The organism is Inquilinus sp. OTU3971 (genome assembly GCF_038440215.1).
In genome coordinates this window covers 1-2841 of record NZ_JASATH010000375.1, presented here as the reverse complement: position 1 = coordinate 2841, position 2841 = coordinate 1, and the positions used below count along the sequence as shown (strand labels likewise).

The following is a 2841-nucleotide window of genomic DNA, read 5'->3' as shown; positions in this document are numbered from 1 at the left end:
CCCCCCCCCGCCCCCCCCCCCCCCCCCCCCCCCCCCCCCCCCCCCCCCCCCCCCCCCCCCCAGCCCGCGCCGCCGAGCGGGCCTAAGGTGCGGCCCGGAACCGGCGCCAGCCCTCGGCGCGCAGATTGCAGGCCGGGCATTCGCCGCAGCCACGGCCCCAGTCGTGCGACTGGCTGCGGTCGCCGCGATAGCAGCTGTGGGTCTCGTCGCGGATCAGGCCGACCAGCGCCTCGCCGCCCAGCGACTCGGCCAGGCGCCAGGTCTCGGCCTTGTCGATCCACATCAGCGGCGTGTGCAGGACGAAGCGGCTCTCCATCCCCAGGTTCAGCGCCAGCTGCATCGCCTTCATGGTGTCGTCGCGGCAGTCCGGATAGCCGGAATAATCGGTCTCGCAGACTCCGGCGACCAGGTGGCGCAGGCCGCGGCGATAGGCCAAAGCGGCGGCGAAGGTCACGAACACCAGGTTGCGCCCGGGCACGAAGGTGTTGGGCAGGCCGTTGTCCTGCATCGCGATCTCGACGTCGCGGGTCAGCGCCGTGTCGCTGACCTGGCCCAGCACCAACAAATCCAGCATGTGGTCGTCGCCCAGCCGCCCGGCCCAGGCCGGGAAGCGGTCGCGCATCGCGTCCAGGATGCCGGGCCGGACGTCGAGCTCGACCCGGTGGCGCTGGCCGTAGTCGAAGCCGACGGTCTCGACCCGGCCGAAGCGCTCCAGCGCCCAGGCCAGGCAGGTGGCCGAATCCTGGCCGCCGGAGAACAGCACCAGCGCGCCCTCGGCCGCGCTCCTCTCGCCCTGGTCAGCGTCCATCGTATTCGGCCCAGCAGTTCGGGGTCTCGTAGACGGCGACGGCGGCCAGCAGCGGCAGCGTCGGCCGCACGCGGTCCCAGATCCAGATGGCGATGTGCTCGGCCGTCGGGTTCTCCAGCCCCGCGATCTCGTTCAGGCAGTAATGGTCCAGCCGGGCCAGGATCGGCGCGAAGGCGGCCTCGACATCGAAGAAGTCGACGACGAAGCCGGATTCGGGGTCGACCGGCCCCTCCAGCCGCAGCTCGACCCGGTAGGAATGGCCGTGCATCCGGTGGCAGCGATGCGTCGCCGGCACGTTCGGCAGCCGGTGCGCCGCCTCGAAGGTGAAGGCCTGGGTGATCCTCATGGCCAGACAACTCTCATGGAATGCCGATCAGCTTGTGGGTCTGCAGGCTCAGCCGCCATTGCGGGTGGGACAGGCAATAGGCGACCGCCGCCTCGGTGTTGGCGACACGGTCCGGCCCGTCCATCGGCTGCAGCCAGAAATGGGTGAAGTCGAGCTCCGCCACCGCTTCGGGCAGCAGGTCGGGCTGCGGATAGACCAGCTTCAGCTCGTCGCCGCTTCGCGCGGCCAGGGGCGCGCCGGCCTTGGGGCTGACGCAGACCCAGTCCAGCTCGGCCGGCGGTTCGATCGTGCCGTTGGTCTCGACCGCGGCAGTGAAGCCGCGGGCATGGATGGCGTCCAGCAGGGCGCGGTCCAGCTGCAGCAGCGGCTCGCCGCCGGTGAAGACGACGAAGCGCTCCGCCTCCGGCCCGTCCCAGCAGGCCTCGATCGCCGCGGCCAGCGCCTCGGCCGTGCCGAAGCGGCCGCCGCCCGGCCCGTCGGTGCCCAGGAAGTCGGTGTCGCAGAAGCGGCAGACCGCCTCGGCCCGGTCCTGCTCGCGGCCGGTCCACAGATTGCAGCCGACGAAGCGGCAGAACACCGAGGCGCGCCCGGCATGGCGGCCCTCGCCCTGCAGGGTCTTGAAGATCTCTTTGACGACGTAGCCCATCACGCTGGTCCGGCGCGGCTCCTGGCGGCCCAGGGGTGGGCCGTGGCCGCGCGGCGCGGTTTTAGCCGGTTTTGCCGCGCGGGTCAGGTGCGAATTGCCGCGGAGGGCCGCTGCCACGGTCCTCAAGCAGAGCGGCGTGGTGCCCTGTTGGCGCGAAGGGCTGATCCGGATCGATAGAGTAACCAACGAATACATCTCAATCTGAATGAAAATGGCTCCGCAAGGCATGTACCGTCAATTCTGATGGAATTTTTCGACAAATGGATATTCTTATTTTTAGTCAAGGGTTGATATAACCGCCATATCGGGTTATGCGATATTGACCTTGCATTGCTTCGAATGCAGGCCTTGTCAGAAGCGATAGAGGAGATCCACGATATGGCAACTGATCTTCTTGGCGGTCTGTTGGGCGCCGTGGGGCAGCTCCTGGGCGGCGACAGTGGCAATCCGGTCGATGGTCTGGGCCATGGTCTGGACGTCGGCCTGGACAAGGGCACCGAAGCCGGAAACGACGGCCTTCTGGGAGTCGTCGGCGGCGCGCTCGGCGGCATCGTCGGCCTCGTGATCGGCGCGGCCGACAACCTCGGGGACGCGCTCGACATGGTCCCGCTGGCCGGTGAAGTGCTGGGCGACCTGCTCCATGCCGGCAGCGGGGTCGTCAACGGGGTGGCCGAGGGCGTCGTGGCCGCCCTCGACGGCGTCCTCAGCATCGGCGACGCCATCGACCTCGGTCCGATCAGCCAGGTGCTGAACGGCGACAATGGCGGCCTGGCCGCCGGCCTCGCGGAGGGCCTGCATCTCGGCGTGGAGTACGGGGCCGATGTCAGCGGCGCCGGCCTTGCCGGAAGCATCGGTGGAATCGTCGGCGGGCTCCTCGGCTTCGCCAACGGCACGCTCGAGAATCTCGGCCTCGAGCTGGGCAGCGACGTCCTGCCGCTGCAGGGCGACTATCTGCTGTAGGCCGGGCGCTCGGGATACATCGAGGCCCGCGGCGGGGGGGGGGGGGCGGGTACGGCGGGAGGGCGGGGCCCCGGTAGACAG

The 2841-nt window shown here is 69.8% G+C and carries 4 protein-coding genes; 1 reads left to right on the top strand and 3 read right to left on the bottom strand.

The features are described from left to right. Positions 1-82: 82 nt before the first annotated feature. From queC to queE, 3 genes are read right to left on the bottom strand one after another with little or no spacing between them, the layout of a single operon-like run. Entirely contained in the window at positions 83-808 is a 726-nt protein-coding gene (gene queC / locus AAHM41_RS39805; protein WP_342242180.1) for a 7-cyano-7-deazaguanine synthase QueC, read from the bottom strand. Further along, positions 798-1154, bottom strand: a complete 357-nt coding sequence (queD, locus tag AAHM41_RS39800) for a 6-carboxytetrahydropterin synthase QueD (protein ID WP_342242179.1) — start codon at positions 1152-1154, stop codon at positions 798-800. The genes queC and queD overlap by 11 nt, the downstream gene beginning before the upstream one ends. 13 nt (positions 1155-1167) lie before the next feature. Beyond that, complete coding sequence (gene queE / locus AAHM41_RS39795) at positions 1168-1917, bottom strand: 7-carboxy-7-deazaguanine synthase (protein WP_446719525.1); 750 nt, start codon at positions 1915-1917, stop codon at positions 1168-1170. Positions 1918-2178: 261 nt separating this feature from the next. Between queE and AAHM41_RS39790 the strand changes: the two genes are divergently transcribed. Next, a complete protein-coding gene (locus AAHM41_RS39790) occupies positions 2179-2760 on the top strand; it encodes a hypothetical protein (protein WP_342242178.1) in 582 nt (193 codons plus the stop codon). Positions 2761-2841 lie beyond the last annotated feature (81 nt).